Source organism: Cronobacter sp. 153480017-3, from assembly GCF_053627815.1.
The window spans coordinates 398,738-420,517 of sequence record NZ_JBSEYN010000001.1 but is presented as its reverse complement, the minus strand read 5'-3'; the positions used below and the strand labels follow the sequence as shown (position 1 = coordinate 420,517).

At 57.4% G+C, this 21,780-nt stretch carries 23 protein-coding genes, 1 pseudogene and 1 other annotated feature; of the genes and pseudogenes, 7 read left to right on the top strand and 17 right to left on the bottom strand.

Annotation, left to right across the window (positions count from 1 at the left end; genetic code table 11):
* Positions 1–13: 13 nt before the first annotated feature.
* Positions 14–343 (bottom strand): HI1450 family dsDNA-mimic protein, encoded by a 330-nt coding sequence (locus tag ACUW6V_RS02060; RefSeq protein WP_004385008.1) that lies wholly within the window; start codon positions 341–343, stop codon positions 14–16.
* A 34-nt stretch (positions 344–377) separates the two neighbouring features.
* On the bottom strand, positions 378–1,838 hold the full coding sequence (gene cls / locus ACUW6V_RS02055; protein ID WP_007850578.1) for a cardiolipin synthase: 1,461 nt from the start codon (positions 1,836–1,838) through the stop codon (positions 378–380).
* A gap of 144 nt (positions 1,839–1,982) precedes the next feature.
* On the opposite strand from cls, the gene ACUW6V_RS02050 reads away from it, so the two are divergent.
* Both ACUW6V_RS02050 and ACUW6V_RS02045 read left to right on the top strand, forming a co-directional pair.
* Positions 1,983–2,156, top strand: a complete 174-nt coding sequence (locus ACUW6V_RS02050) for a YciY family protein (protein WP_100207185.1) — start codon at positions 1,983–1,985, stop codon at positions 2,154–2,156.
* A gap of 499 nt (positions 2,157–2,655) precedes the next feature.
* The gene (locus ACUW6V_RS02045) at positions 2,656–2,925 is read left to right on the top strand and encodes a hypothetical protein (RefSeq protein ID WP_454037931.1); all 270 of its coding nucleotides are present in this window, start codon (positions 2,656–2,658) and stop codon (positions 2,923–2,925) included.
* An 83-nt stretch (positions 2,926–3,008) separates the two neighbouring features.
* On the opposite strand, the gene ACUW6V_RS02040 is transcribed toward ACUW6V_RS02045, so the two are convergent.
* Positions 3,009–3,305 (bottom strand): YciI family protein, encoded by a 297-nt coding sequence (locus ACUW6V_RS02040; RefSeq protein WP_007868299.1) that lies wholly within the window; start codon positions 3,303–3,305, stop codon positions 3,009–3,011.
* Between the two features lie 223 nt (positions 3,306–3,528).
* Between ACUW6V_RS02040 and tonB the strand changes: the two genes are divergently transcribed.
* A complete protein-coding gene (gene tonB / locus ACUW6V_RS02035) occupies positions 3,529–4,260 on the top strand; it encodes a TonB system transport protein TonB (protein WP_171966138.1) in 732 nt (243 codons plus the stop codon).
* Positions 4,261–4,309: 49 nt separating this feature from the next.
* Here the strand turns inward: tonB and yciA are convergent, their stop codons facing one another.
* The 5 genes from yciA to ACUW6V_RS02010 all read right to left on the bottom strand — a co-directional run bounded on the left by yciA (position 4,310) and on the right by ACUW6V_RS02010 (position 9,056).
* Positions 4,310–4,711 carry an acyl-CoA thioester hydrolase YciA gene (gene yciA / locus ACUW6V_RS02030; protein WP_007890010.1) on the bottom strand — a complete coding sequence of 134 codons (402 nt, stop codon included), beginning with the start codon at positions 4,709–4,711 and terminating at the stop codon, positions 4,310–4,312.
* 161 nt (positions 4,712–4,872) lie between these two features.
* Entirely contained in the window at positions 4,873–7,062 is a 2,190-nt protein-coding gene (locus tag ACUW6V_RS02025; RefSeq protein WP_454037930.1) for a TonB-dependent siderophore receptor, read from the bottom strand.
* A 230-nt stretch (positions 7,063–7,292) separates the two neighbouring features.
* Positions 7,293–7,829, bottom strand: a complete 537-nt coding sequence (locus tag ACUW6V_RS02020) for a septation protein A (protein WP_007775538.1) — start codon at positions 7,827–7,829, stop codon at positions 7,293–7,295.
* A gap of 51 nt (positions 7,830–7,880) precedes the next feature.
* Entirely contained in the window at positions 7,881–8,624 is a 744-nt protein-coding gene (locus ACUW6V_RS02015) for a YciC family protein (protein ID WP_007868279.1), read from the bottom strand.
* A 24-nt stretch (positions 8,625–8,648) separates the two neighbouring features.
* Positions 8,649–9,056, bottom strand: a complete 408-nt coding sequence (locus ACUW6V_RS02010) for a YkgJ family cysteine cluster protein (protein ID WP_004385013.1) — start codon at positions 9,054–9,056, stop codon at positions 8,649–8,651.
* Positions 9,057–9,338: 282 nt separating this feature from the next.
* Here ACUW6V_RS02010 and ompW point away from each other — a divergent pair, with 282 nt between their 5' ends.
* The gene (gene ompW / locus ACUW6V_RS02005) at positions 9,339–9,971 is read left to right on the top strand and encodes an outer membrane protein OmpW (protein WP_004385014.1); all 633 of its coding nucleotides are present in this window, start codon (positions 9,339–9,341) and stop codon (positions 9,969–9,971) included.
* 130 nt (positions 9,972–10,101) lie between these two features.
* Here the strand turns inward: ompW and ACUW6V_RS02000 are convergent, their stop codons facing one another.
* The 7 genes from ACUW6V_RS02000 to trpL form a co-directional block, all read right to left on the bottom strand.
* Positions 10,102–10,329 (bottom strand): hypothetical protein, encoded by a 228-nt coding sequence (locus ACUW6V_RS02000; RefSeq protein WP_007698390.1) that lies wholly within the window; start codon positions 10,327–10,329, stop codon positions 10,102–10,104.
* Positions 10,330–10,620: 291 nt separating this feature from the next.
* On the bottom strand, positions 10,621–11,430 hold the full coding sequence (gene trpA, locus ACUW6V_RS01995) for a tryptophan synthase subunit alpha (protein WP_004385016.1): 810 nt from the start codon (positions 11,428–11,430) through the stop codon (positions 10,621–10,623).
* Positions 11,430–12,623 (bottom strand): tryptophan synthase subunit beta, encoded by a 1,194-nt coding sequence (gene trpB, locus ACUW6V_RS01990; RefSeq protein WP_012124565.1) that lies wholly within the window; start codon positions 12,621–12,623, stop codon positions 11,430–11,432. The genes trpA and trpB overlap by 1 nt, the downstream gene beginning before the upstream one ends.
* 12 nt (positions 12,624–12,635) lie before the next feature.
* Positions 12,636–13,994: a bifunctional indole-3-glycerol-phosphate synthase TrpC/phosphoribosylanthranilate isomerase TrpF gene (gene trpCF, locus ACUW6V_RS01985; RefSeq protein ID WP_105545993.1), complete on the bottom strand. Its 1,359-nt coding sequence runs from the start codon at positions 13,992–13,994 to the stop codon at positions 12,636–12,638.
* A gap of 3 nt (positions 13,995–13,997) precedes the next feature.
* Positions 13,998–15,593 carry a bifunctional anthranilate synthase glutamate amidotransferase component TrpG/anthranilate phosphoribosyltransferase TrpD gene (gene trpD, locus ACUW6V_RS01980; RefSeq protein WP_454037929.1) on the bottom strand — a complete coding sequence of 532 codons (1,596 nt, stop codon included), beginning with the start codon at positions 15,591–15,593 and terminating at the stop codon, positions 13,998–14,000.
* Complete coding sequence (locus ACUW6V_RS01975; RefSeq protein WP_454037928.1) at positions 15,593–17,155, bottom strand: anthranilate synthase component 1; 1,563 nt, start codon at positions 17,153–17,155, stop codon at positions 15,593–15,595. Before ACUW6V_RS01975 ends, trpD begins: the two co-directional genes overlap by 1 nt.
* 23 nt (positions 17,156–17,178) lie before the next feature.
* Positions 17,179–17,271, bottom strand: a sequence feature (Trp leader region).
* On the bottom strand, positions 17,248–17,292 hold the full coding sequence (gene trpL, locus ACUW6V_RS01970; RefSeq protein ID WP_108463469.1) for a trp operon leader peptide: 45 nt from the start codon (positions 17,290–17,292) through the stop codon (positions 17,248–17,250). (Overlaps the previous feature by 24 nt.)
* 139 nt (positions 17,293–17,431) lie before the next feature.
* Here trpL and rnm point away from each other — a divergent pair, with 139 nt between their 5' ends.
* From rnm to rluB, 3 genes and pseudogenes are all read left to right on the top strand, one after another.
* The gene (gene rnm / locus ACUW6V_RS01965; protein ID WP_015386625.1) at positions 17,432–18,310 is read left to right on the top strand and encodes an RNase RNM; all 879 of its coding nucleotides are present in this window, start codon (positions 17,432–17,434) and stop codon (positions 18,308–18,310) included.
* Positions 18,307–18,927, top strand: a complete 621-nt coding sequence (locus tag ACUW6V_RS01960; protein ID WP_007775522.1) for an L-threonylcarbamoyladenylate synthase — start codon at positions 18,307–18,309, stop codon at positions 18,925–18,927. The genes rnm and ACUW6V_RS01960 overlap by 4 nt, the downstream gene beginning before the upstream one ends.
* A 126-nt stretch (positions 18,928–19,053) precedes the next feature.
* Positions 19,054–19,926, top strand: a pseudogene (rluB, locus tag ACUW6V_RS01955) (23S rRNA pseudouridine(2605) synthase RluB); the annotation flags it as partial.
* 269 nt (positions 19,927–20,195) lie between these two features.
* On the opposite strand, the gene cobO reads toward rluB, so the two are convergent.
* Positions 20,196–20,786, bottom strand: coding sequence for a cob(I)yrinic acid a,c-diamide adenosyltransferase (gene cobO, locus ACUW6V_RS01950; RefSeq protein ID WP_104672315.1), 591 nt, complete (start codon positions 20,784–20,786; stop codon positions 20,196–20,198).
* Positions 20,783–21,544: a YciK family oxidoreductase gene (locus ACUW6V_RS01945; protein ID WP_454037927.1), complete on the bottom strand. Its 762-nt coding sequence runs from the start codon at positions 21,542–21,544 to the stop codon at positions 20,783–20,785. Before ACUW6V_RS01945 ends, cobO begins: the two co-directional genes overlap by 4 nt.
* Positions 21,545–21,780 lie beyond the last annotated feature (236 nt).

Below are 21,780 nucleotides of genomic sequence, written 5' to 3'. Positions count from 1 at the left end.
GCGCGAATTGTGATTACTCACGCCACAGAATGTGGCACAGCTTGTGATCTTTTTCGCGGCACAGCAGCACGCGGGCGAAGACGTCGGTGATTTCATCGCCGTCTTTCTCCGCAAGGCCAATGACGACCTCAGAGAAGAAATCCGGGTTCAGATCGTAATCGACATGCGACAGCCACTCTTCAGACGGATCGAACAGCTCCGCGCCGCCACGCTCTTCAAACTGTAAATTAAACAGAATGATATCCGCCGGGTCGAGATTGTCCGCCGCCAGCTCCAGAAAAATATCGTAAGCCTGTTCAAGCGTTTCGTCTTCCGTCAGGCGGTTATTCAGATCCATTTCCATCGTGACTACCCCAGTAAATGATGTTGGGCACGTTTTACAGCAACGGACTGAAGAAGTAAAACAGTCGCTCTACCACACGTTGCCAGAAGGGCCGTTTTACCCACAGGCGCGCATCCAGCAGGCGCGAGCGAGAAATATAATCATCCTGCACTTCGGCGAGATCGGCACCGAATCCGGCGTCATCGATGACCAGCGTAATTTCAAAATTAAGCCACAGGCTGCGCATATCCAGATTAACGGTACCGACCAGGCTCAGTTCGCCATCGACCAGTACGCTTTTGGTGTGCAGCAGCCCGCCTTCAAACTGATAAATTTTCACGCCCGCCGCCAGCAGCTCGCTAAAGAACGCGCGGCTCGCCCAGCCCACCAGCAGGGAGTCATTTTTACGCGGCAGAATAATGCTCACATCCACGCCGCGCTGCGCCGCCGTACAGATGGCGTGCAGCAGGTCGTCGCTCGGCACAAAGTAGGGCGTGGTCATTATGAGATATTCACGCGCCGCATACACCGAAGTCAGCAGCGCCTGATGGATGAGATCTTCCGGGAAGCCAGGCCCGGACGCGATAGTATGGATCGTATGTCCGCTCGCTTGCTCAAAAGGCATAATATTGGCATCCGGCGGCGGAGGAAGCAGGCGTTTGCCGGTTTCAATCTCCCAGTCGCAGGAGTAGACGATGCCCATCGCGGTGGCGACCGGGCCTTCCATGCGCGCCATCAAATCCACCCACTGACCGACCCCCGCGTCCTGTTTGAAATAACGCGGGTCGACCATATTCATACTGCCGGTGTAGGCAATATAGTTGTCGATCATGATCATTTTGCGGTGCTGGCGCAGGTCCATACGGCGCAGGAACACACGCATCAGGTTGACCTTCAGCGCTTCGACGACTTCAATGCCTGCATTGCGCATCATGCCCGCCCAGGGGCTGCGAAAGAAGGCGACACTGCCTGCGGAGTCGAGCATCAGGCGGCAATGCACGCCGCGACGCGCTGCGGCCATCAGCGATTCGGCGACCTGATCGGCCATTCCGCCGGGCTGCCAGATATAAAAAACCATCTCGATATTATGGCGGGCGAGCTGAATATCGCGGATCAGCGCCTGCATCACGTCGTCAGAGGAAGTCAGCAACTGCAACTGGTTGCCTTTAACGCCCGCGATGCCCTGGCGGCGCTCGCAAAGCTGAAAGAGGGCGCTCGCCACCGCGCTGTTTTCTTCGGCGAAAATATGTTTACAGGCTTTAAGATCGTTCAGCCATTTCGCGGTCGATGGCCACATGGCGCGGGCGCGTTCGGCGCGTCGTTTGCCCAAGTGAAGCTCACCGACCGACAGATACGCGACTATCCCGACCAGCGGCAGAATATAAATGACAAGCAGCCAGGCCATGGCAGAAGGAACCGCGCGACGTTTCATCAGAATGCGCAGCGTCACGCCTGCGATGAGTAGCCAGTATCCCAGAATGATCAGCCAACTCACTACCGTGTAGAAGGTTGTCATAGATTAAAAATCCTTTAAAAAGCGTATCGTTAAGAGTTTACGCACAACCCTTTCGCACTCCAATAAGAACCTGTCAGAAAAGCGCTGGTTTGCAGGCGGGAAGGGGCTATAATGACGGTTCTGTTTCAGTCAAGAGTATCAGAAATGAGGCGTAGTAGAACCGAAGTTGGGCGCTGGCGCATGCAGCGGCAGTCTCAACGACGTAAAGCGCGCTGGCTGGAAGCACAATCCCGACGCAATATGCGAATTCACGCTATCAGAAAATGTCTTGTGAATCGTCAGCGCAATTCGTTGCTGTTCGCCATCCACGATCGCTAAACGTAGTGAAAGGGCACCGCCTGCGGTGCCCCGAAATATCGCCAAAACCGCCCCTTCGTAAACCTTCTATCGCTGTCGTCTGAATTACGCCAAATTCCTCTTTTTATCGTCTCTTTAATCGTGCGTGCATTAAGGTAAATTTTAGATCTTGTCTTCTCGCGTCGCGCTAATGGGTTGGAATAAAATTAGGAATATTCTGGTATAAAAAACCACCATCTAAAATTCGTTGCTTTTGAATATTTTCGATTTGGGATTATGCTGATCGAATCAAAGTAATCCATTAAAAAACAATGCTTTAAAATACTTTTCGAAACTTAACGTAAATTCACAAATTGTCATATATCGTGTATTTCCGCCGGTGATAATTGCTCTTATGTAAAATGAAGCCTTTTTAATGTTATTTCCGGCGATTGTTTCTGGTCAGTCCAGGTTAGATTATCTTCATCGACAGCTTGTATTCCTACAGGTGCAACTTTCATTCGTGACTGCTGGAGCATTTATGACTAAGCAAGAGGAATTTCTGACAGAAATCCATAAATTTTTGTTACACAAAGGCGCCTGTGGAGCGAGGCCAAAAACTGTTGATGACAGAACATTAACCAGCGGAATTTTTGGTTTTGCAAAAGAGGCGGTTACCGTCAGTCAGCGTCTGCCAGAAAGTGTTTCGGCCTGCGAAGCGGCGCGTCAGTTTGTGACGTCTCATCGATGCCATAACGCACGTCACTATGCCTCGGCAACGGTGCTACAACTGGTTCCGGGCGGGAAATAACGCCCGGCTGCTAAAATGACCGCGCAAAAAAAGGGCACACCAACGGTTAATGCCCTTTGCACTACGCAGCCTGTCGGCCGCGGTCAGAATACTTTTTTGTAAGGCTTTACCGCGACTGTCTTGTAAACGCCTGCGGCAATATACGGGTCGGCCTCAGCCCAGGCCTGCGCTTCTTCAAGCGAGGCGAACTCCGCAATTACCGTTGAGCCGGTAAAACCCGCTACACCCGGATCGTTGCTGTCCACCGCAGGCATTGGCCCTGCTGTCAGCAGACGCCCTTCATCACGTAACAGTTGTAAACGCGCCAGGTGCGCCGGGCGCACCGACTGACGCTTGTCCAGAGAATCAGCCACATCTTCCGCGTAAATGACATACAGCATGTCGCACTCCTTTTTATGAAACGGCAAGGTGAATAACGGTAGGTGAAAGCCGTCAGGTGTGCAACGCAAAGTTAAATGGCCTGTTAAATCCTTAACATCAGCGCAGGAATTTTCAGCACTCCGCCTGAGAAACGACGCAGAAGCGGGCTGAGTTGTTGAATATGATTGCTATTTGCATTTAAAATTAAGCTCTCATTCATTCAGTGAAACGACTATGACTTCAATGACCCTTGATATGCCTCGCCGTTTTCCGTGGCCGACGCTGCTTTCCGTCGCGATCCACGGCGCCATTGTGGCGGCGGCTGTGCTATATACCTCGGCAAATCAGGTGGTTGAGATGCCCGCACCGTCGCAGCCGATCTCCGTGACGATGGTCGCGCCTGAATCGTTGGAGCCGCCAAAGCCTGCGGTGGCGCCGCCGCCGGAGCCTGTCGCCGAGCCAGAACCGGAACCCGAAGTTGTACCGGAGCCGCCGAAAGAAGCACCGGTCGTTATTGAAAAACCGAAGCCGAAACCGAAATCTAAGCCGAAACCCAAACCGGTGAAAAAGGTGGAAGAGGCACCGAAGCGGGAAGTCAAAACAGCTGAGCCGCGCCCGGCGTCGCCGTTTGAGAATAATTCCCCGGCGCGTACCACGGCCCCTGCGTCGCGGCCCGCGCCGTCAGCGCCCGCGAATGTCGCGCCCGCGGGCCCGCGCGCGCTAAGCCGTAATCAGCCGCAATATCCGGCGCGCGCTTATGCGCTGCGTATGGAAGGGCAGGTGCGCGTGAAATTTGACGTCGCACCCGATGGCAGCGTGGAGAATGTGCAAATCCTGTCGGCGAAACCCGCCAACATGTTTGAACGAGAAGTAAAACAGGCGATGCGCAAATGGCGTTACGAAGCCGGTAAGCCCGGTACGGGGCTGATTGTGAATATCGTGTTCCGCATTAATGGCGGCGCTACGATGCAGTAACGCGGCATGTGAAAAAAAGCCAGAGCTGAGCTCTGGCTTTTTTTTGCCATTACGCCGCGGGCGGCAGCGGACGCGGTTTGCCGTCGTCATCGACCGCGACATAAATAAACAGCGCTTCGGTCGCGCGATAGCGCTGGCCAATCGGCTCGGAAGAGACCTTTTTGACCCACACTTCGATATTGATCGTCACCGACGTGTTGCCGCGCTTGACGCAGCGGGCGTAACAGCACACCACATCGCCTACCGCGACCGGGCGCAGAAACGTCATGCCGTCGACACGCACGGTTACCACGCGCCCGTGGGCAATTTCTTTGGCAAGGATCGCGCCGCCAATATCCATCTGGGACATCAGCCAGCCGCCAAAAATATCGCCGTTGGCGTTGGTATCGGCGGGCATCGCCAGGGTACGTAAAACCAGTTCACCTTGTGGAGTGGCTTGCTCTGTCGTCATGGGGCTTCTCAGCTAGTGTTATTCGTTCATCGTGCGCAGCCTGAAGGGCGTGGCGCGACCGTATAATAACACCGGTTAAGAGCGCTAAAGGCAGGAAAAAACGGGAAAAGCGGGGTTATCTTGCTGTGGTAAAAGGGGAGGCGCGCCTCCCCCATGAGGCATCAGAACGACATCGTCACACCCGCGTAGTACGCACGGCCCGGTTCGTTATACGTTGAAGCGCCTTCGTTTTCTCGATACAGCGTTTTGTCGAACAGATTGCTGACGCCGCCGTTCAGGCGCAAATCTTTAGTCAGCGCATAGTTTACGCCCACGCCGACGATGGAATACGCGCCGACCTCTTTACGCGAAAGGTTCCCACCGTCTTCAAGACGAATTTCCGCCGCCTGGCGCGGTTTCTGACGACCATAGAAGGTCCAGTTCAAATTGGTGGAGAGCTTGTCAGTCACCTGCCAGTCGAGCATGGTGTTCACGGTATATTTCGGGATAACCGACAGCGGGTTGCCGTTCTTTTTCATTTCCGACTTAATCATATACGTCGCATTGGTGCGCCAGCTCAGCACATCCTTCATGACCGGGATCGTCAGGTTGCCTTCCAGCCCTTCGACCACGGCTTTGCCGCCGTTCTCCCAGCGCAAAATATTGTTGCCGTTAGAGGCGATGCCCACCACGCGATCGCCGGAGACAATTTTGTTACGGTAATCGTTACGGAACCAGGTAAGGCCGGCATCAAAACCCTCTTTGGTGTATTCCAGCCCAATCTCTTTATTGATGCTGATTTCTGGTTTCAGATCGTCATTGCCGAGCAGATAGCAACTGCCGCTCACGCCAATCGGGCAGCCGTTGCCACGCGTGGAGAGCAGATAACCCTTGCTCGACTGATACAGATTTGGCGCTTTAAAGGCGCGCGCGATGCCTGCCTTCAGCTTAACGTTATCGCCAAGTTCCTGTGACACGTTCAGGCTCGGGCTCCAGTTACCGCCAAACTGGCTGTGGTGATCGTAACGCAGCCCCGGAATTACTGCCGTGCCGGGCAACACGTCGATATTATCTTCGAACCAGACCGCACCCGTCGTGGCGCTGTTTTTACTGCTGCGCGAGGCAGCATCGCCGGAGATATCGCCGATGGTTGTACCGCTGACGTTGGTGGCCTGCATGGAGGCCGGATCGTTAAGCTCAGCGCGATCCCACTCGGCCCCGAGCGTGACGGTCTGATCTACCATTAATTCCAGGGGCACGTTGATTTCGCTGCTGGCGCGATAGTTTTCGAGACGGCTGGTGGTGTATTTATCGTCCGTGATCATGCCTTCCACGCGGCCCGTGGTGCCTTCCTGAAGACGGGTATTATTGGTTTTTTCGTAATAAAAACCGGTTTTCGACTGGCCCCAGTCCCAGAGGCCGTTATGGGTAATGCCGTAACTCTGGCGATACATCCGGTTAGTCTCATGACCATAAAGCGACGGAACAAGGCCGTTCGGGCTGGCGTTGCTGTTGCTGTTTTGCGTATCGCCCGCGTAGATATTGCCCTGGCGGCTGTAGCTATATTCGAAATCCAGCATCTGTTCCGGCGTGATTTTCCAGGAGATAACGCTGTTGATGTCTTTATTGCGCACGCCTTCGCGCCCGGCGGCGTAAGAGCCGTTCTGCGCGGTATTGATATCGTAATCGTCGGCGTCTGTTTTATTGATATTGCCGTAGAGGCGCATCGTCAGGGCATCGCCCGCCAGCGGGCCGCTGAGGCTAACGTTTGCGCGACGCGTCGCGCCTTCTTTATCGTTTTCCGGTTGGTTAGTGAAAAGCGACAACGAGCCGTGCCAGTCATTCGTCGGGCGTTTGGTAATGATATTCACTACGCCGCCTGCAGCCCCGCTGCCGTAACGCGCCGCCGCCGGGCCGCGCAGCACTTCAATGCGCTCGACCATTTCCGCCGGCACCCAGTTGGTATCGCCGCGCGTGTCGCGCTCGCCGCGCCAGCTATAGCGCACGGCATTACGCGAACTGACCGGGACGCCATCAACCAGAATTAAAGTGTTTTCCGGGCCCATGCCGCGAATATCAATCTGGCGGTTGTTGCCGCGGCTGCCGCTCGCGCTGTTACCGGTCAGGTTGACGCCGGGCATTTTGCGAATAATGTCTGAAAGGTCGTTCACGGGCGGGTCTTTCTCGATATCCTCTGCGGTGATAATGGAGACGCCGGGCTGCTGTTTCAGCGCCTGCTCAGCGGTTGCCTGAACCACCATTACATCGCCGTCGTTCATCTCCGCCGCCTGTGTAAAACCTGTGCCGCCACCAAGCAGTGAAGCTACCGCCAGCGCCAGCGGTGTGCGAATGCCACGCTTTTTTTCAAACATTATCAATTATTCCATTATGTGTAGAAATGTAATCATTCGCCCGCATGATAATGATAATAATTATCATTACAACATAAAATCGGGATTCTCCATGATTTCTCCACAATTGGTTTATCGTTGTGCAGATGAGAGTAATGGCTTAAAAAATATGAGGAGTTAAGGAACGCTGGCGCAAAAAAAACGCCCCGGGCATAAGCCACAGGGCGTTTTTTCAGTGGAGCGGAAGGGTGTTATTTCTCTTCCTGCGGCATATGACGGTAGATATAAACACCGCTCAGCAGAGTGAAAACCAGCGTCAGGCCAGGAATGCCAAACACTTTAAAGTTCATCCACACCGCTTCCGGGAGCCAGAACGCGACATAAATATTCAGCAGACCGCAGAAAATGAAAAAGAGCGCCCAGGCGATGTTAAGACGCGACCACGCATGCGCGGGCAGGGTAATTTCTTTGCCGAGCATGCTCTGGATCAGCGGCTTTTTCATCACCCACTGGCCAATCAGCAGCGCGCCTGCGAACAGGGCGTAAATGATGGTTACTTTCCACTTAATGAATTCCGCGTTGTGAAAATAGATAGTCAGCCCGCCGAACACCGCGACCAGCACAAACGTCACCAGGGTCATTTTTTCGACCTTGCGGTATTTGTACCAGCTATAGATCACTGCCAGCGCGGTGGCGACGATCAGCGCCGCCGTCGCCCAGAATATGTCATGCAATTTATAGACGACAAAAAAGACGATCAGCGGCAAAAAATCGAGTAACTGCTTCATACATCGGTTCCGTAAAAGGCCCGCGAGCGACCACCGCCGCGGGCAGAAGGGTTATTCCCGGATAAGCATATACAACCGGAAAAGATAAATGAGGAGCAGCGCGGTCAGCAGATTGCTCAGCGTTCCGGCAACCACCGCGCCGATTTGCGGCGTCAGCGCGGCAAACGCGGGCGCGAACAGCAGCAGGGCGGCGCGAGCCAGCAGCCACAGCAGCACCGCAGGCGCGACGAGACGCATATTGCGCCACGCAAGACGCATGCTGTTTCGCATCGCCCCGAAAATCCCGGCTTTATCCTGCGCCATCATTACCGGTGCCAGCGACAATACAATCGCGAGGATCACGCCCGGCACGACCACCAGCAGGATCCCCATCTGCACCAGAAAAGTGGTGAGGAAGATCAGGATAAACAGGCGTGGCAGCAGCGGCGCGGAGGCCCCGATGGCGCGCAGCGCGCTGACGTTTTGCCCGGCGGAAACCGCCTGAATGAGCACCAGCACGCCGCCCACCAGCAGCGTATTGCCGAACATGCCAGAAAATGTCGACGCCGCCGAGGCTTTCAGCAGAACCTGCTGCTGCTCCGGCGTCATATTTTGCACCAGTTCGAACAGGCTGGCGCTGTTGGTCATGGCGTCGCCCTCGCTCAGAATAGCCAGCTGATCCGCGTTCGGCGTAAAGGCGTGACCGAGGATCATAGAAATAAAGGCGCAAAGCAGCGCAATCAGCAGGATGGTGACGAGCTGATTGCGGAAAAAATTACCCGTGTCACGGTAAACGGATTTTGCCGTGATTGACATGCACACTCCTTGGGTTGGCAGATATTATTCCGCCGACGATTGTACCCTGGATGATGGCGCAGTGGCAGGGCTGTAAAGGGCGGCAGCAGGTAAGGAATTGTCAGGAAGCGGCGGCAGACCGTAACGGGCGCGGGCGCGATTGCACGCCTCGTTCTCCACGCCGCCTTCGCCGGACATCGCAAACTCGCGACACGGCGACGGTCGGTTTTCATAGATAGTACAGCGCACCGCCTCGCCAGGCGTGCCCTGCAACGCCACGCAACGGCTCTGTTTTTGGTTAGTGCCGCTCATGCAGCGCAGAAAAGGAGTGAGCGGCTCGGTAAGCGCCGCCGGGACAAGGCCGCCCGCGTCATCCGCTTCGGCCCAGTAGAAAGAGACACGAAAATAAGCACAACAGGCTCCGCACGTCATGCACGGGTTCAGATCGCTCATCATTCACCTGCAACTAAACAACGCATCGTTTCAAAATTGTGAAGAAGCTAAATTATTCCCGGCCGGGACGACTTTCAAGAGGGGGCGAGAGATATATTTTCGCCCGGTGAAAAGGGAAAAATTGACCTGAAATCAAATTCATCGAAGCCATAAGGGTGGCAAAAATTAACTCAGATCAATGAATGTTAAATTAGCGGCCCGAATGTGATCTCTGTTGGATCACTTATTAACTCGTAGTGAGTATATTCACCCGGCAAATAAAACCACAAAAGGGAAACGGGAATGAAAAAACTTATCGTGGCGCTGGCATTAGCGAGTTGTTTTTCGGGTATGGCCTCTGCACATGAAGCTGGCGAATTCTTTATGCGCGCCGGTACGGCGACGGTGCGTCCGACAGAAGGCTCAGACGATGTGCTGCACATGGGCGGCTTTAAGGTTAACAACAACACGCAGCTCGGCCTGACCTTTACTTATATGGCAACCGACAACATCGGCGTTGAACTGCTGGCCGCGACGCCGTTCCGCCATAAAGTCGGTCTTGGGCCGACGGGCGATCTCGCAACCGTGCATCAACTGCCACCGACCTTAATGGCCCAGTGGTATTTCGGCGATTCTCAAAGCAAACTGCGCCCGTATATCGGCGCGGGCATTAACTACACCACCTTCTTTGACGAAGACTTCAACGATACCGGTAAAAAGAATGGCCTGAGCGATCTGAGCGTTGACGATTCCTGGGGCGCGGCGGGTCAGGTGGGTCTGGATTACATGGTGAATAAAGACTGGCTGATTAATATGTCCGTCTGGTACATGGATATCGACACCACCGTGAAATTTAAAACCGGTGGCAAACAATACAACATCGATACCCGCATCGATCCGTGGGTCTTTATGTTCTCGGCGGGCTACCGCTTCTGAGTTTGCGCACTCGCGTTTCTCAGCAATAAAAAAACCAACCTCAACGGGTTGGTTTTTTTATTGCTGCCGGGTCAGGCGTAAAGCCGGCGTCCTGTAAGGTGCTGCAATGTACATCCTGAGACTCCACATCTCAGTTAAATGCGCTGGCGGCCGCCTGGCGCATAATACGGTTGGCTTCATCCCATTTGCGGGCGTTTCGTTTGGTCAGTGCTTCACGTGCTGCACGGCGAGCTTTATTCATCATATGCTGGTTAATCATCTTCACCTCCACCCTTTCCCGTAATCCAGCCAGACCGTTCTGGCTGCGATTGCGCGTTACGTTTTCACGCGGTTTATGGTCTGAAGTCAGTTGCCACACCTTGCTCCGGCTCTCCTGCCGGGGCGGCATCACTGCCGCGAGATGTGGCTCCAACGCTTGATGTCATCGAAACCTGCGGAATCCTTTGTGGCGGGCCTGCAAGTGCGGCCGGGCTTCGTTGTCATGAGAATAAGTTTTGGTCAGAAATGCGACGTGTGCCTTAAGATTTTGCTCAAAACACGATCGTATCGCTGGACTCGCAGGGGAAATTATGAATGTAAAGCCGGATGTCCCTGATATTCAGGGGAAATAAAAGCGCGACGGCTCGCGCTTTTTTTAAGAAGGAAATGCTCAGGCAGGCAAACTGGCCGCTTTTAACTGGCGCACAAACGTTTTCAGCGACTCCAGCATCGCCGCGCGATCGTTCAGGTTGTTCTCGATGATCTTGACGATCGCCGAGCCAGAAATCGCGCCTGCGGCACCGGCCTCAATAGCGGCTTTCACCTGCGCAGGCTCTGAGATCCCGAACCCTTGCAACGGTGGTGCAGCGTGGTATTCGGTGAGTTTATTAATCAGGTGGTTCAGCGGCAGCGCGGCGCGGTTTTCCGCGCCCGTCACCCCGGCACGCGACAGCAAATAGGTGTAACCGCGGCCATAAGAGGCAATCTGGCGCAGCAGATCGTCATCGGCATTTGGCGGGCAGATGAAAATTGGCGCAACATTGTGGCGCATCGCCGCCTGGCGGAAAGGCGCGGATTCTTCCACCGGCACATCGGCCACCAGGACCGAATCGACGCCGACGGCGGCGCAGCGGGCGTAGAATTCGTCCACGCCGCGGCTGAACACCAGGTTGGCATACATTAATAGCCCGATGGGTAAGTCCGGGTATTTCTGACGCACCGCGGCCAGCATTTCAAAGCACTGATCCGGCGTGGTGCCCGAAGCGAACGCGCGCAGCGTCGCACTCTGGATCGTCGGGCCATCCGCCAGCGGATCGGAGAACGGAATGCCGAGCTCCAGCGCGTCAGCGCCGCCTTCCACCAGCGCGTCGATAATCTGTAACGACTGCTCGGGCGACGGGTCGCCGAGCGTCACAAAGGGAACAAACGCGCCTTCCTTACGGGCTGCCAGGCGGTCAAACAGCTGCTGATAACGCTCCATTACATTTCCCCTCGTGCTTTGAAAATATCGTGAACGGTGAAGATATCTTTATCGCCGCGCCCGGACAGGTTGACGACCAGTAACTGCTCTTTCTCCGGGGCGGCGCGCATCATTTTCAGCGCATGGGCGAGGGCGTGCGACGACTCCAGCGCCGGGATGATCCCTTCCTGACGGCAGAGCGTTTTAAAGGCTTCCAGCGCTTCGTCATCGGTAATTGAGACATACTCCGCGCGTCCGGTGCTGTTCAGGTACGCATGCTGCGGCCCAACGGACGGGAAATCGAGACCGGCGGAGATCGAGTAAGACTCTTCAATCTGGCCGTCGTCGGTCTGCATCATCGGCGCTTTCATGCCGAAATAGATGCCGACGCGTCCGTGCTTGAGCGGCGCGCCGTGTTCGCCGGTTTCGATACCGTGGCCGGCAGGCTCGACGCCAATCAGGCCGACACTCGTTTCGTTAATGAAATCCGCGAACATGCCGATGGCGTTGGAGCCGCCGCCAACACAGGCGATCACGGCATCCGGCAGACGGCCTTCTTTTTCCATGATCTGCGCGCGCGTCTCTTCGCCAATCATGCGCTGGAATTCACGCACGATAGTCGGGAACGGATGCGGGCCTGCGGCGGTGCCGAGCATATAGTGCGCGCGGTCATAGCTGCCGGACCAGTCGCGCAGCGCCTCGTTACAGGCGTCTTTCAGCGTCGCGGAGCCGCTGTAGACCGGAATGACTTCCGCGCCCATCAGCTTCATGCGAAAGACGTTTGGCGACTGACGCTCGACATCTTTGGCACCCATATAGATGCGACACTTGAGGCCGAGCAGGGCGCTCGCCAGCGCGGAAGCCACGCCATGCTGCCCCGCGCCGGTTTCGGCGATTATTTCCGTTTTGCCCATGCGTTTGGCGAGCAGTGCCTGTCCTAACACCTGGTTAGTTTTATGCGCACCGCCGTGCAGCAGATCTTCACGCTTGAGATAGAGCGTGGTGCGGGTGCCTTCGGTGAGGTTCTGACATTTGGTCAAGGCCGTCGGGCGCCCGGCGTAGTTTTTAAGCAGGTCGGTAAACTGCGCCTGAAACTCGGCGTCGCTCTGGGCGCTGACGAACGCCTCTTCCAGCTGACGCAGGGCGGGCATCAGGATCTGCGGCACGTACATGCCGCCAAATTCGCCAAAATAGGGGTTTAACAGTGTGCTCATCATTGCCTTCCTTTAGTAAGCCCGCAGGGTTCTGAATACCGCTGCCAGCTTGTCGCTGTCTTTAATACCCGGCGCGCTCTCCACCCCGGAGTTAAAATCGAGTCCCGCGCAGCCGAGCTGTGCGGCCTGCACGCAGTTATCCGCGCCGAGACCGCCCGCCAGCATCACGTTGTCCAGCGTCTGCCCTTCAAGCAGTGACCAGTCGAAACGCTGGCCGGTACCGCCCTGGCCATTATCCAGCACGTAACGGTCAACATACTGGAGGTTACGCGGCGGCAGGGCGTGGCTGACGCTCTGCGCTTTCCAGATAGCGGTCGTTTCCGGCAGGCTGGCGCGCAGGGCGCTGATGTAAGTCTGGTCTTCGTCGCCGTGCAGCTGTACGGCGGCAAGCGAAAATGCGTTGGCTTTCGCAACCACGTCCTCCACCGGCGCGTCACGGAAAACACCGACATAGCGCAGCGGCGCGGCCTCGATCACCGCACGGGCCTGTTCATCGCTGACGGCTCGCGGCGATGAAGCGACAAAAATCAGGCCGCCGTAGAGCGCACCCGCCTGCCAGGCGCTTTGGGCGTCCTGCGGGCGGGTCAGGCCGCAGACTTTGTTTTCGCCAAGCAATACCTGGCGCACCGCCGATTCCAGATCGTCATGTTCCATCAGCGCGGAGCCAATCAGGAAACCGTTGGCGAAACGGCTCAGCTCCCGCACCTGGCCGTAAGTATGGATGCCGGATTCGCTAATCACCGTCACGCCGTGGCCCAGACGCGGCGCGAGTTCGCGGGTGCGGTTCAAATCGATGGAGAGATCGCGCAGGTCGCGGTTATTAATGCCGACCACTTTGGCTTCGAGGCGCAGCGCGCGCTCAAGCTCTTCTTCATTGCTGACTTCGGTCAGCACGCCCATACCGAGGCTATGCGCCACCGCCGCGAGCTGGCGGTACTGTTCATCGTCCAGCACCGAGAGCATTAACAGGCAGGCATCGGCCTGATAAAAGCGCGCCAGGTAAATCTGATACGGGTCGATAATAAAGTCTTTGCACAGCACCGGCTGGTGGGCAACCGCGCTGACGATGGGCAGGAAATCAAAGCTGCCCTGGAAATATTTCTCATCGGTCAGCACCGAGATTGCCGAGGCGTGATGTGTGTACACGCCTGCGATGCGCGCCGGGTCAAAATCGCTGCGGATCACGCCTTTGGACGGCGACGCCTTTTTGCACTCCAGGATAAAAACGGTGCGGGCGCCCTGCAGCGCGTCATAAAAGCGGCGCGTGCTCGGCACGACATCATTCTGAAAGCTCGCCAGCGGCTGCTGTGCCTTGCGGGCTTCCACCCACAGCGCTTTATCCGCGACGATTTTCGCTAAAACGGTTTCCATCTCTTATCCTCTTGCTGCCAGTGCGGTAACACGGTCATAAGCGGCGCCGCTGCGCAACACCGCCAGCACTTTACGTGCGTTGGCCTGTAAATCCTCTTCGCCGTGCAGACGCATCAGCATGGCGACATTGGCGGCCACGGCGGCTTCGTGAGCACGCTCACCTTTACCTTGTAACAGGCGGCTCAGAATGTCACGGTTTTCTTCCGGCGTGCCGCCTGCCAGATCTGACTGTTCATAAGGCTCAAGGCCGAAATCCCCAGCCGTAAGCTGATAGCTGTGAATCTCGCCGTCGCGCAGTTCGGCGACCTGCGTCGGCGCGTGCAGCGACACCTCATCCATACCGCCGCTGTGCACCACGGCCGCACGCTGATACCCCAACACCCGCAGGGTTTCGGCGATCGGCAGCACCAGTTCCGGGCTGTAGACGCCAATTAACGCCAGCGGCGGATGCGCCGGATTAATCAGCGGCCCCAGCACGTTAAACAGCGTGCGGGTTTTCAGCTGCTGGCGCACCGGCATCGCGTGACGAAACCCGGTGTGGTATTTCGGCGCGAACAGAAAGCAAACGCCCAGTTCATCCAGCGCCTTGCGCGATGCGTCGGCGTTCATCTCAAGATTAATCCCGAACGCGGCGAGCAGATCCGACGACCCCGATCGGCTGGAGACGCTGCGGTTGCCATGCTTGGCGACTTTCAGCCCCACCGCGGCGGCCACAAAGGCGCTGGCGGTAGAGATATTAATGCTGTTACTGCCATCGCCCCCGGTGCCGACGATATCCGCGAAAGCGTAATCCGGGCGCGGGAACGGCGCGGCGTTTTCCAGCAGGGCGCTGGCGGCCCCGGCAATCTCAACCGGGTGTTCGCCGCGCACTTTCATGCTCACCAGCGCCGCGGCCAGTTGTTCGGGTTTCAGCTCGCCGCGCACCACCGCGCTGAAAAGCTGGTGGCTCTCTTCGCGGCTCAGCACCTCGGCCTGATAGAGTTTTTCCAGGATCGGCTGGACGCTGTTTTGCTGCTCGGCGCGGGTCAGCGCCCAGGCGAGCGTCTGCTCCAGCAGGCGAGCGCCTTGCGTGGTCAGAATCGATTCCGGGTGAAACTGAAAACCGCAGACGCGATCGGCGTCGTGACGTACGGCCATCACCATGCCGTTAAAGTGCGCGTTCACCGTCAGCCCGGCCGGAATATCGCTGCCCACCAGCGAGTGGTAGCGCGCCACCGGCAGCGGGTTCATCAGACCGCTGAACATCGCCTTGCCGTCATGTTCAATGCTGGACGCTTTGCCATGCAGAATTTCGCCCGCCTGGCCGACATAGCCGCCGTAGGCTTCAACGATTGCCTGATGGCCAAGACAGATGCCGATAATCGGCAGCTTGCCGCGCAGGCGGGTTAACAGCTCCGGCATACAGCCCGCGTCTGATGGCGCGCCGGGGCCTGGCGAAAGCATCAGCACCGGGTTGTTCATGGTGGCGAGGCGCTCAATCAGCGTCTGGGCCGGAATATGGTTACGGTAGATAACTACGTTGTGTCCGTTCGCGCGCAGCTGATCCGCCAGGTTGTAAGTAAAGGAATCGATATTGTCGAGCAGCAGAATGTCGGCCATCAGAAAGTCTCCTGTGCGTGATGGGCAGCGGCGATGGCGCGCAGTACCGCGCGGGCTTTATTACGGGTTTCGTCAGCTTCGGATTGCGGGACGGAATCAAGCACGACGCCCGCGCCCGCCTGTACCGTGGCGATGCCGTTCTCCACCCAGGCCGAGCGGATAACAATACAGGTGTCGAGATCGCCATGACCGGTGAAATAGCCGACCGCGCCGCCGTAGCTGCCGCGACGCTCGCCTTCCGCCCCGGCGATAAGCTGCATCGCGCGCACTTTCGGCGCGCCGCTCAGCGTGCCCATGTTCATGCAGGCGCGGTAAGCGTGCAGCACATCGAGATCGCGGCGCAGTTCGCCGACCACGCGGGAGACCAGGTGCATAACGAAGGAGTAGCGGTCCACTTTGGTTAAATCCGCCACATAGCGGCTGCCCGGCGTACAGATGCGTGCCAGATCGTTGCGCGCCAGATCCACCAGCATCAGGTGTTCGGAGAGTTCTTTATGGTCGGTGCGCATTTCAAGCTCAATGCGGCTGTCGAGATCGCGGTCCAGCGAGCCGTCAGCACGGCGGCCGCGCGGGCGGGTGCCGGCTATCGGGTAGATTTCAATCTGGCGGGACGGCGCGTCATATTTCAGCGAACTTTCCGGCGACGCGCCGAACAGCGCGAAATCGCTGTCCTGCATGAAAAACATATACGGGCTCGGGTTGCTCTTTTTCAGCGTGTCGTAGGCCGCGAGCGGCGACGGGCAGGGCAGGCTGAAGCGGCGCGACGGCACCACCTGGAAAATCTCACCGGCGCGAATCGATTTTTGCATTTCACGCACTACCGCGCCGTACTCTTCATCGCTCTGGCTGCATTCGCACTGCATCTGCGGCACGGTTTCAACCGGCAGCGGCGCGGGCGGCTCCTGGAGTTGCAGCTGGATCTGCGCGAGACGCTGGTTCAGGCGGGCTTTTTCACCATCATCCGGCGTAAACAGGCTCGCCTGAATACGGGTGGTGCGCGTCTGGTGATCGATAATCAGCAGCGTTTCGGCGAGATAAAAGCAGTAATCCGGGCAGCTGTTGGTTTGCGCAAGCGGCGGCAGTTCTTCAAACCCGGCGACGAGATCGTAGGCAAACAGCCCGCCGAAGAACATCGCTTCGCGCTCGTCCTGCGGCAGCGTCACCAGCTCCTGCAACAGACGAAACGCGTCAAACACGGACAGCGAACGCAGACGCTCATCTTCATCCAGCAGCGTACTTACCGGCGGGAAGCGCAGCGTGCGCCCCTGTGGCCGGGCTTCAACGGTGACAGTTTCCGGCAGGGCGTTATCCAGTAGAGAGAGCAGCGACGCGCCGTTAGCGCTCAGCGCTTCAATCGTGACAGTGTCACCATTGGCGGTTATGCGCAGCGCGCTGTCGACAAGAAGCAGGCTTTTCAGATCGTCTTTACTGTCGATATCCGCCGATTCCAGCAGTAACGTCGCCGGGCGGTCACCGCAGAGCTGGTGAAATACCGCGGTCGGGTTTTCGCGATAAAGGCCGTCGCAGGTAAGCAGTTCGAGTGCCGGTTTGTCTGTTTGCATGGTCTGTATCTCTGTTTGTGTTCAAAAAAAAGCCCGCGGTGAGCGGGCCTGGTATCTGAATGCTTGCGCATACGTGAAGACACCGCCCGGGATCAGGAGGTACGCCACCAGCCATGCAGAGAAAAAATGTGAGTCATTTTCAGATACCTTCTTCGCGTGAACTTGTGTACTAGTAAACTGGTTCATGACGAGAATGTCAACTCTGATTTCTGATAATTTCCACAAACCGTTATGATGAGCAGGACGATATAAAAGACCTTAGCCACGGGAGCCGTTTTGAGCGAACCTGAATTAGCTATTATTTACGATCTACACAGCCATACGACGGCCTCCGACGGTCTGCTGACGCCAGAGCAACTGGTACACCGCGCCGTTGAGATGGGTATTCATACGCTCGCGATAACCGACCACGACACCACGGCAGGCCTGCCAGCCGCCCATGAAGAAATTGCCCGCGCTGGCCTTGCGCTGCGGCTGATTGACGGCGTCGAAATTTCCACGCTCTGGGAAAACCACGAAATTCATATCGTCGGACTGGGGATTGATATCACGCACCCTGAAATGGTCGCGTTTCTTGACGGACAGGCGCAGCGCCGCACGCGGCGCGCTGAAATGATCGCCGAGCGTCTGGAGAAGGCGCGCATTCCGGGGGCGCTGGAGGGGGCGAAGCGTCTCGCGGACGGCGGCGTCGTCACGCGCGGCCACTTCGCGCGTTTTCTTATCGAAGACGGACGCGCCACCAATATGGCGAACGTTTTTAAACACTATCTGGCGCGCGGGAAAACCGGCTATGTTCCTCCCCAGTGGTGTACAATAGAACAAGCTATTGATGTGATTCATCATTCTGGCGGCCAGGCGGTGATAGCCCATCCCGGGCGCTATCAGCTCAGCGCCAAATGGCTTAAGCGCCTGTTAAATCAGTTCGCTGCAGCGGGCGGTGACGCGATGGAAGTGGCCCAGTGCCAGCAGGCGCCCAATGAGCGTAACCAGCTGGCAAGCTACGCCGGACAGTTTGGTCTGCTGGCGTCGCAGGGCTCCGATTTTCATCAGCCATGCCCGTGGATTGAACTGGGGCGCAGGCTGCGGTTGCCTGATGGGCTGACACCCGTCTGGCATCGCTGGCCGCCGGAACTGAGTAAAGAGAGGGCAGTATGAGTCAATTTTTCTATATCCATCCGGACAACCCGCAGCCGCGTCTTATCAAACAGGCGGTAGAGATCGTGCGTAAAGGCGGCGTTATCGTTTATCCGACCGACTCCGGCTATGCGCTCGGCTGTAAGCTTGAAGACAAAGGCGCGATGGAGCGCATCTGCCGCATCCGCGACCTGCCGGACGGCCATAACTTTACGCTGATGTGCCGCGATCTCTCGGAGCTGTCGACCTATTCGTATGTCGATAATGTCGCGTTCCGTCTTATCAAAAACAACACGCCAGGCAACTACACCTTTATTCTTAAAGGGACGAAAGAGGTGCCGCGCCGTCTGTTGCAGGAGAAGCGTAAAACCATCGGGCTGCGCGTGCCGTCTAACCCGATTGCGCTCGCGCTCCTTGAGGCGCTTGACGAGCCGATGCTCTCGACGTCGCTAATGCTGCCGGGCAGCGAGTTTACCGAATCCGATCCGGATGAAATCAAAGACCGTCTGGAAAAGCAGGTGGATTTGATTATTCACGGCGGTTATCTCGGCCAGCAGCCTACTACAGTGATCGATTTAACCGACGATGCGCCCGTCGTGCTGCGTGAGGGCGTGGGCGACGTTAAGCCTTTCCTGTAAGGGGGCTTACCGCTATACTACGCGGCCTGAAATCGGGCGGCTGAAACCGGGGTGTGGCCAGACGGCGGCACCCCCGCCCGGTTATCCTGTTCGACGCCTGGGAAGGCGACACCTGAAGGAAGCTCCATGAGCGAAAAGTTACAAAAAGTGCTGGCGCGAGCCGGTCATGGCTCCCGCCGTGAAATCGAAGCCATGATCGAAGCCGGTCGCGTCAGTGTCGATGGCAAAATCGCCACCTTAGGCGACCGCGTTGAAGTGACGCCTGCGCTGAAAATCCGTATCGACGGCCATTTGATCTCGGTAAAAGAGTCCGTAGAGCAGATTTGCCGCGTACTGGCCTATTACAAACCGGAAGGCGAGCTGTGTACACGCAGCGATCCGGAAGGTCGCCCGACCGTCTTTGACCGTCTGCCGAAACTGCGCGGCGCGCGCTGGATCGCGGTAGGGCGTCTTGACGTCAATACCTGCGGCTTGCTGCTGTTCACCACCGACGGTGAGCTGGCGAACCGCCTGATGCACCCGAGCCAGGAAGTCGAGCGCGAATATGCTGTGCGCGTTTTCGGCCAGGTGGATGACGCGAAAGTGCGTGAGCTGGCGCGCGGCGTTCAGCTTGAAGATGGCCCGGCGGCGTTTAAAACCATCCGTTTTAGCGGCGGCGAAGGCATCAACCAGTGGTACAACGTGACGCTGACCGAAGGGCGCAACCGTGAAGTTCGCCGTCTCTGGGAAGCGGTTGGCGTTCAGGTAAGCCGCCTCATTCGCGTGCGTTATGGCGATATTCCGCTGCCGAAAGGCCTGCCGCGCGGCGGCTGGACCGAGCTTGACCTGGCGCAGACCAACTACCTGCGCGAGCTGGTGGGTCTTGAGCCTGAAACCTCAAGCAAAGTGGCGGTGGAAAAAGATCGTCGCCGCATGAAGGCGAATCAGATTCGTCGTGCGGTAAAACGCCATAGCCAGACGGCGGGCGCTTCACGTCAGGGCGCGCCGGCGCGTCAGGGCCAGGCGGGTGCTGCGCGCCCTGCAGGCAGCGCGCGTGCGGCGGAAAACACCCGTTCGGGCAACAGCACCTCGCGTGCCAGTGGTAATGCCCGTCCGGGCGGCAATGCACGCTCAGGCGGCGCTCGCGCCACCACCGGCAATGGCCGTCCAGCCAGCAGCGGTGGTCGTGCGAACAACGGCGGTAACCGTCGCTCCGGCGGCGGTCGCGGAAACTAAGAAAAACGCCCTCTGATGAGGGCGTTTTTTTATGACTGCGGAATCAGCGCGCGTTAATAATCGATACCGATCTGCGCTTTGATGCCTGCGTCGAAAGCATGCTTGACCGGGCGCAGTTCGCTCACCGTATCGGCATACTCCAGAATGTCACGGTGGCAGCCCCGGCCGGTAATAATCACCGTCTGGTGCGCCGGGCGCGCACGCAGCGCCGTCAGTACCTCCTCCAGCGCCAGATAATCGTAAGCCAGCATATAAGTCAGCTCATCAAGCACCACCAGATCGAGCGAGGCGTCCGCCAGCATGCGTTTGCCATGCTGCCACACGGCCTGGCAGGCCGCGGTATCACTTTCACGGTTCTGCGTATCCCAGGTAAAACCTGTCGCCATTACCTGAAACTCAACGCCATGCGGCTCCAGCAGGCTGCGCTCGCCGTTCGGCCACTCGCCCTTGATAAACTGTATCACTGCCGCTTTTTTACCGTGGCCCACTGCGCGCGTGACGGTGCCGAAGGCGGCTGTGGTTTTGCCTTTACCGTTGCCGGTAAAAACAATAACGATGCCGCGTTCGTCCTGTGCTGCCGCGACGCGCGCGTCCACTTTTTCTTTCACACGCTGCTGGCGCCGCTGATAACGTTCATCGCTCATTCGGCTATTCCTGGTTTGCGGCCTGGCTGGGCGTCAAAACTAATACCGGTTTTACGGCGGCTGTCGTCGCCCATCAGCCACAGGTAGAGCGGCATGAGATCCGCAGGCGTTTTCAGCTTATCGGGATCTTCGGTCGGGAACGCGCTGGCGCGCATTTTGGTGCGGGTGCCGCCAGGATTGATGCAATTCACGCGCAGGTGGCGGCTTTGATACTCTTCGGCGAGCACCTGCATCATGCCTTCGGTCGCGAATTTCGAGACGGCGTAAGCGCCCCAGTTAGCCCGGCCCTGACGGCCGACGCTTGAGGTGGTAAACACCAGCGATCCGGCTTCAGATTTCAGCAGCAGCGGCAATAACGCCTGGGTTAAAAAGAAGGTGACATTGACATTCACCTGCATCACTTCGCTCCAGACCGCCGGGTTTTGCTGGTCCATTGGAACGATGTCGCCGAGTACGCCCGCATTATGCAGTACGCCATCGAGGCGAGGGACGCGCTGGGCAATAGCCTGGGCTAACTGCTGACACGCTTCGGGCGTTGCGGTGGCGTAATCCAGGGTAAACCAGTGCGCCTGCGCAAGCTCTTCCTGTTCGATTTCATGTGCGACACCGCGCAGTTTTTCTTCGCTGCGGCCAAGCAAGAGCACCTGCGCGCCGTAGCGTGCATAGGTCAGCGCCGCTTCGCGGCCAATGCCGTCGCTGGCGCCAGTGACAAGAATAATTCGGTTTTGCAGCAAATCGCGTTGGGGTTGATAGTGCACGGGTCACTCCTTGCAGGGGCGAAACGGTGTGCCGCCAGGCTGCGCTTCGCATCGGGTAAAAACGCTTTATGCCTTAATCCTTCGCGTATTTCAATCAGGCGGCCGGAGGGTTGCGCTGACGCAACCTCATTTGCAACTGTTTCATCGGTAAAGAAAACTTCAGCGAGAGCTCTCGCACAGTTTCGCTTTGTTACAAGACGCGGGCCCGGGGCTCAGTTACACTAACGCCCGGGTCA

Bases quoted from the DNA above. Each gene is read 5' to 3' on its own strand.
- cls (WP_007850578.1), bottom strand. From the start codon at position 1,838: ATGACAACCTTCTACACGGTAGTGAGTTGGCTGATCATTCTGGGATAC.
- trpA (WP_004385016.1), bottom strand. From the start codon at position 11,430: ATGGAGCGTTATCAGCAGCTGTTTGACCGCCTGGCAGCCCGTAAGGAA.
- trpD (WP_454037929.1), bottom strand. From the start codon at position 15,593: ATGGCCGACATTCTGCTGCTCGACAATATCGATTCCTTTACTTACAAC.
- ACUW6V_RS01975 (WP_454037928.1), bottom strand. From the start codon at position 17,155: ATGCAAACAGACAAACCGGCACTCGAACTGCTTACCTGCGACGGCCTT.
- ACUW6V_RS02045 (WP_454037931.1), top strand. From the start codon at position 2,656: ATGACTAAGCAAGAGGAATTTCTGACAGAAATCCATAAATTTTTGTTA.
- ACUW6V_RS02020 (WP_007775538.1), bottom strand. From the start codon at position 7,829: ATGAAGCAGTTACTCGATTTTTTGCCGCTGATCGTCTTTTTTGTCGTC.
- ACUW6V_RS02010 (WP_004385013.1), bottom strand. From the start codon at position 9,056: ATGAGCGATCTGAACCCGTGCATGACGTGCGGAGCCTGTTGTGCTTAT.
- trpB (WP_012124565.1), bottom strand. From the start codon at position 12,623: ATGAGCACACTGTTAAACCCCTATTTTGGCGAATTTGGCGGCATGTAC.
- ACUW6V_RS02040 (WP_007868299.1), bottom strand. From the start codon at position 3,305: ATGCTGTATGTCATTTACGCGGAAGATGTGGCTGATTCTCTGGACAAG.
- ACUW6V_RS01960 (WP_007775522.1), top strand. From the start codon at position 18,307: ATGAGTCAATTTTTCTATATCCATCCGGACAACCCGCAGCCGCGTCTT.
- cobO (WP_104672315.1), bottom strand. From the start codon at position 20,786: ATGAGCGATGAACGTTATCAGCGGCGCCAGCAGCGTGTGAAAGAAAAA.
- ACUW6V_RS02060 (WP_004385008.1), bottom strand. From the start codon at position 343: ATGGAAATGGATCTGAATAACCGCCTGACGGAAGACGAAACGCTTGAA.
- ompW (WP_004385014.1), top strand. From the start codon at position 9,339: ATGAAAAAACTTATCGTGGCGCTGGCATTAGCGAGTTGTTTTTCGGGT.
- ACUW6V_RS02025 (WP_454037930.1), bottom strand. From the start codon at position 7,062: ATGTTTGAAAAAAAGCGTGGCATTCGCACACCGCTGGCGCTGGCGGTA.
- trpCF (WP_105545993.1), bottom strand. From the start codon at position 13,994: ATGGAAACCGTTTTAGCGAAAATCGTCGCGGATAAAGCGCTGTGGGTG.
- yciA (WP_007890010.1), bottom strand. From the start codon at position 4,711: ATGACGACAGAGCAAGCCACTCCACAAGGTGAACTGGTTTTACGTACC.
- tonB (WP_171966138.1), top strand. From the start codon at position 3,529: ATGACCCTTGATATGCCTCGCCGTTTTCCGTGGCCGACGCTGCTTTCC.
- ACUW6V_RS02015 (WP_007868279.1), bottom strand. From the start codon at position 8,624: ATGTCAATCACGGCAAAATCCGTTTACCGTGACACGGGTAATTTTTTC.
- ACUW6V_RS02050 (WP_100207185.1), top strand. From the start codon at position 1,983: ATGAGGCGTAGTAGAACCGAAGTTGGGCGCTGGCGCATGCAGCGGCAG.